Here is a 4,885-nt window from a genome sequence, read left to right on the forward strand (position 1 = left end):
CTCCTGCCCCAATTCTTCGACTGCTCGAATAGTCATCATCCGAATGACTAAAAGATCTCCAAGTAAGAAATTGTTCAAAGTTCTTACAAAAAACACTCCCTTAGCAAGGAGATATTCGACTAAAATCACACGCTTAACACGAAAATTTCAAGGACCGGGTATGAATAATCAGGGCTGGATTCACTATTGGCGTAATTCTCTTGCCGATGCCGACAGCGCGAAAGGTGCATTAAAAAAACAAGATCTGAAGAATTATGTGCGAGCGACAACCGACGAGTTCAAAGAAGGTAAGCTTAAACCTGATTCTACATTGCTAGAAGATCTGTTTCGCAATGAACCAGATACCCTAACCGCCGTACAAATTCATCATCGACCGATCACCTATTATCTTCGGAAAGTTCATGGCAAAGATTACAGTGGTAATATGCCTGGTGTACTGACACCGATTGTCTGCTCTTTATGGGTCAATCGTGAAGGACTATTATTTCCTCACACCGCGCCATTCATACCTCGTGATTTGCTTGCTCCTCAAGGAAATGACACCTTTACTATCGCTGACGTTGATAAGATCGATGAATTCCTGACAACAAATGAAATTCCAGCGCTGTCTAATGAAAGTATTCCTGCCAAATTCGAACAAGAAGAACAGTATCAGAACCATCAAAAAGATTGGCACAACTACTACGGACTCACTCAAAAACTATTTGCCGATTACTGCGATAGAAACCAAATCGAGCAGTTCTACGAAGACATTGAAAGTCGTGGCTTAGTCAACAAAACCAACGAGTGCCCGGGTGCTTCAAGGCATATTTTAAAACTGTACGATAACCTAAGCAATTCAAGCACAACCTTGCCTCTGCTTGATAGTTACGCGGTAAAAACAGTAACCAACCACGATGAATGTATTGATGTATCTCATACAGTGAATTCGCGTTTTGGCCACTCAAATAGTCAATTCCCGCTAGCTAAAGCACAATGCGATGCTTTGGCCCATACCTTAGCTATGCAAGAAGGCGATATTCTTGCGGTAAATGGTCCTCCTGGCACAGGTAAAACAACGTTTGTTCTATCTGTAGTCGCGTCACTGTGGATCGAATCTGCGCTAAAAGAGAGTCAGCCGCCGCTAATCATTGCGGCATCGACTAATAATCAAGCAGTAACCAACATCATTGATGCTTTTGGTAAAGACTTCGATGAAGGCGAGGACGAACTATCGGGCCGATGGTTACCTGACATTTTTAGCTATGGTGGCTACCTGCCATCGGCGTATGGAGAAATGGAAGCTGCCAAAAGTTACCAAACTAAGCATTTCTATGAAAAAGTCGAGCAGTTGGATTTTGTCGATCAAGCCCAAGCGCATTATTTGGATAGAGCAAAACAGGCGTTTCCACAACAAAATTTTGCTGATGTAACGCAAGTTAAAGCGCATCTCCATGCCGAATTGCGCCAACATCAAAACCAGTTAGATTACATCCAAAACAATTGGCATCACTACAACCGCCAACTGACTGACATCCATTCTCGGCTGGGGCATAATCCCCAACAAACATTGGCAGATCAACAACAAGCCGTTTCTAATGCGCAAGTATTGAAAGATAACGCCAAAGAACAGTTAACTGCGTGGCGAAGCTACCTCGGCAATGAATCTACATGGTTAACTCTGTTTAAGTGGTTACCGCCAATCAAGAATAAACTTGAGCTCCAGCGTAGGAGTTTCATGTTTAACCTTATTGAGCACGATGAAGAGCAAATTGAAAACCTGTCATCAGACCGATTTGAGAGCCTACTCAAGCAAATATTTTCTAGTAAAAAAGACGATTTTGACGAACAAAAAAATCGGTATCAATCTTGGTTAGAACAGTATCAAGAGTTTGAGCAATCACAACTGAATTGGCTTGATTCTATCAATAACTTTACTGAAGACTCTCCAGAACAAACTATTCCACAATTGACCGACATCGATTCGGTTTTAGATATCACGATCCGTTTTCGAATGTTCCGCTTAGCTGTCCATTACTGGGAAGCATGCTGGCTACTCAGTTGCCGAGATTTGGGTCAAGGGCTGAACAAGCAGGCCCGGAAAACAGGTCTGAAAACGGTTCGTCCGCGCTGGCAACGCCGAATGATGCTCACTCCTTGCATTGTATCAACGTTCCATTCTCTGCCTTCTCATATGACTTACCAGTCTCACGTTGGGAATAATGAATTTGAAACTGACTATCTGCTTAATGAAATCGACCTTTTGATCGTTGATGAAGCGGGTCAAGTAGCTCCAGAAGTTGCTGCGGCCTCGTTCTCTCTAGCCAAAAAAGCATTGGTGATTGGTGATATTTACCAGATCCCGCCGATTAGAAATGTGTGCTCATCAATTGACCGAGGCAATTTAAAGCAGCATAAAGTTATCAGCTCTGATGATGAATACACAGTCATTCAAGAGGAAGGCCGAAGTGTAGTGACTGGCAGTGTGATGCATGTAGCACAACAAGCAAGCCGCTTTCATTATATGCCGGAAGCTGAGCCTGGAATGTTTTTGCAAGAACATAGACGCTGCTACGACGAATTGATCTCATACTGCAACGACCTTTGCTACCAAGGTATCCTGGTCCCCAAGCGAGGACTAGCGACCGAAGGTAGCCTCTTCTCTCCTTTCAGTCATTTGCACGTCGACGGTATCGCGGAATCATTTAGCGGCAGCCGACGCAATAAGTTAGAAGCAGAAACTATCGCTGCATGGTTACATACCAATAAGGTTGAAATAGAGAATTACTACGGTGAGCCACTGGCCAAGTGTGTGGGTATCATTACTCCATTTTCAGCTCAAGTGAACCAGATCAAGACTGCGTGTGGTGAGTTCGATATCAAAGCAGGCAAAGGGGATGACCAACTAACCGCCGGCACCGTTCACTCTCTTCAAGGTGCTGAACGCAAAATAATTATTTTTTCCCAGGTATACACCAGACACAACGATGGCGGGTTTATCGATATGGATCCGTCAATGCTCAACGTCGCTGTCTCTCGAGCCAAAGATGCATTCTTGGTGTTTGGTGATTTGGATATCATTGAAGCTGCGCCATCAGCTTCTCCACGAGGATTACTCGCCAAGTATCTCTTCACTGACGAGCGAAATGAGCTTGAATTTAGTGTTGGTCAACGCCCCGATTTATTACAAATATGCGGCCATCCGAAACTGCTAACCAATGCCGAAGAGCACGATGCGTTTTTATCAAAACTGCTGAGGGAAGTACAACGAAAAATAGATATCGTATCGCCTTGGTTACTGCTAGACAAACTGCAATCAACTGGGCTGTTAGAACTACTAAAAACAGCACTGCAGAAAGGTGTCCAGATAACCATACACACCGACAGACATTTCAATACCACTGTCGCAAACCACCCGGATACCAATAAAGTAAAAGCGTTTCAACATTGCTGCACGACCTTGGAACAGCTTGGTATCGTTATCAATGTGATAAATGGTGTCCATAGTAAAAGCGTTTTTGCTGATGATCGGTATATGGCAGTGGGGTCATTCAACTGGTTTAGTGCAAGCAGAAGCGGAAAATACGCCAATATCGAGACATCATTAATCTATGTCGGAGAGTTAGAGAAGGAGATCAAAACTCAACTCAACTTCTTAAATAGCCGAAGCTGCAACACAAACAAGCAGCCCGTGACGTAGACACAAAGCGTCACTCTTTTGTCCCGAAGTGACTCAAAATCATTTTCAGCATACCCTCAGACAGTTGATTGCTAATTATTCACTTTTAATGAGCAATTACGAAGTAAGTTGCACGCCTTTCACATGAGTTTTATTGGGGAAAACTTGGGGCTAGAAGAGCAAGCGATTTTATGAGCGAAAATGACAATGTGGCAAAAACGCACCAACAGCTCAATTAACGTTCCCCAAACAAAAACGCCCTTCACATAAGTAAAGGGCGTTTGTTATTTGACGTTTTGATTGGCGAGTTATAACACCAACCCACCATCAATCTTGAGCACTTGTCCGGTTATAAACGCACTTTTATCAGACGCTAAAAATGCAACGCCATTGGCAATGTCTTGCGCAGAGCCCATGCGTCCCAGAGGCGTTTTACTTTCCATCATTTGAATGACTTTTTCAGGCAAGCTCTTTGTCATGTCGGTAGCGATAAAACCTGGCGCGACACAGTTGACGCGTATCTGTGCACCCTTTCTTGAAAGTTCTTTCGCCCAGCCTTTACTCATAGAAATAACGCCGCCTTTACTTGCGCCGTAGTTGCTCTGGCCGATATTACCATCCGTTCCCACTATAGAAGAAATGCTAACAATACTACCTGCACCCTGCTCTAGCATGACAGGAGCAACGCGCTGGGTGAGTAAAAACACCGCTTTTAGGTTCACGTCGATAACGCTGTCCCAGTCTTGCTCTAACATGTCTGGCAGCAGTGCATCTCTCGTTATCCCGGCGTTGTTGACCAGAACATCAATGCGTTGATGTTTCGCGACGATGCGGTCGACCACTTCACTTACCGCTGCGGCCTCACAGAGATTCACTTGATAACTTGAAAGGTTTGGCGACTGACTCCACTCTACAGGCGAGATATCTAGTCCCACGACGTGGAATCCATCTTCGAGTAATTGCTCGCAAATGGCCTGCCCTATACCGCGAGCAGCCCCTGTAACGACGGCGACTTTTTCGTCTTTCATCTTGGTCTTCCTTAAATGTTGAGAGTACAAATTCGCTTGTATCCCTAGCGTTTTTTGTTTTTATGCCTAGTCGCGTTACAGCTGCGCTTCTCATACGCAGGGGCTTTTATATCTTATAAAAACTATAGAAACAGTCTGGGAGTCGGATGTGAACTAATCAAGGCAACTTGATGACTATGGCAAGATCAACGTAAGAAAG

The 4,885-nt window shown here is 44.2% G+C and carries 2 protein-coding genes; one reads left to right on the plus strand and one right to left on the minus strand.

Translation table 11 applies throughout. The features are described 5' to 3' along the window. Positions 1-160 precede the first annotated feature (160 nt). Positions 161-3,679 carry an AAA domain-containing protein gene (locus CAG69_RS19610; RefSeq protein ID WP_161445773.1) on the plus strand — a complete coding sequence of 1,173 codons (3,519 nt, stop codon included), beginning with the start codon at positions 161-163 and terminating at the stop codon, positions 3,677-3,679. 287 nt (positions 3,680-3,966) lie between these two features. Here CAG69_RS19610 and CAG69_RS19615 read toward each other — a convergent pair whose 3' ends face one another. Further along, positions 3,967-4,686 (minus strand): beta-ketoacyl-ACP reductase, encoded by a 720-nt coding sequence (locus CAG69_RS19615; RefSeq protein ID WP_161445775.1) that lies wholly within the window; start codon positions 4,684-4,686, stop codon positions 3,967-3,969. Positions 4,687-4,885: the final 199 nt, after the last annotated feature.

Source organism: Vibrio sp. V43_P6S15P86 (assembly GCF_009904725.1).
GTDB classification, from domain to species: Bacteria; Pseudomonadota; Gammaproteobacteria; order Enterobacterales; family Vibrionaceae; genus Vibrio; species Vibrio diabolicus.

Bases quoted from the DNA above. Each gene is read 5' to 3' on its own strand.
- CAG69_RS19610 (WP_161445773.1), top strand. From the start codon at position 161: ATGAATAATCAGGGCTGGATTCACTATTGGCGTAATTCTCTTGCCGAT.
- CAG69_RS19615 (WP_161445775.1), bottom strand. From the start codon at position 4,686: ATGAAAGACGAAAAAGTCGCCGTCGTTACAGGGGCTGCTCGCGGTATA.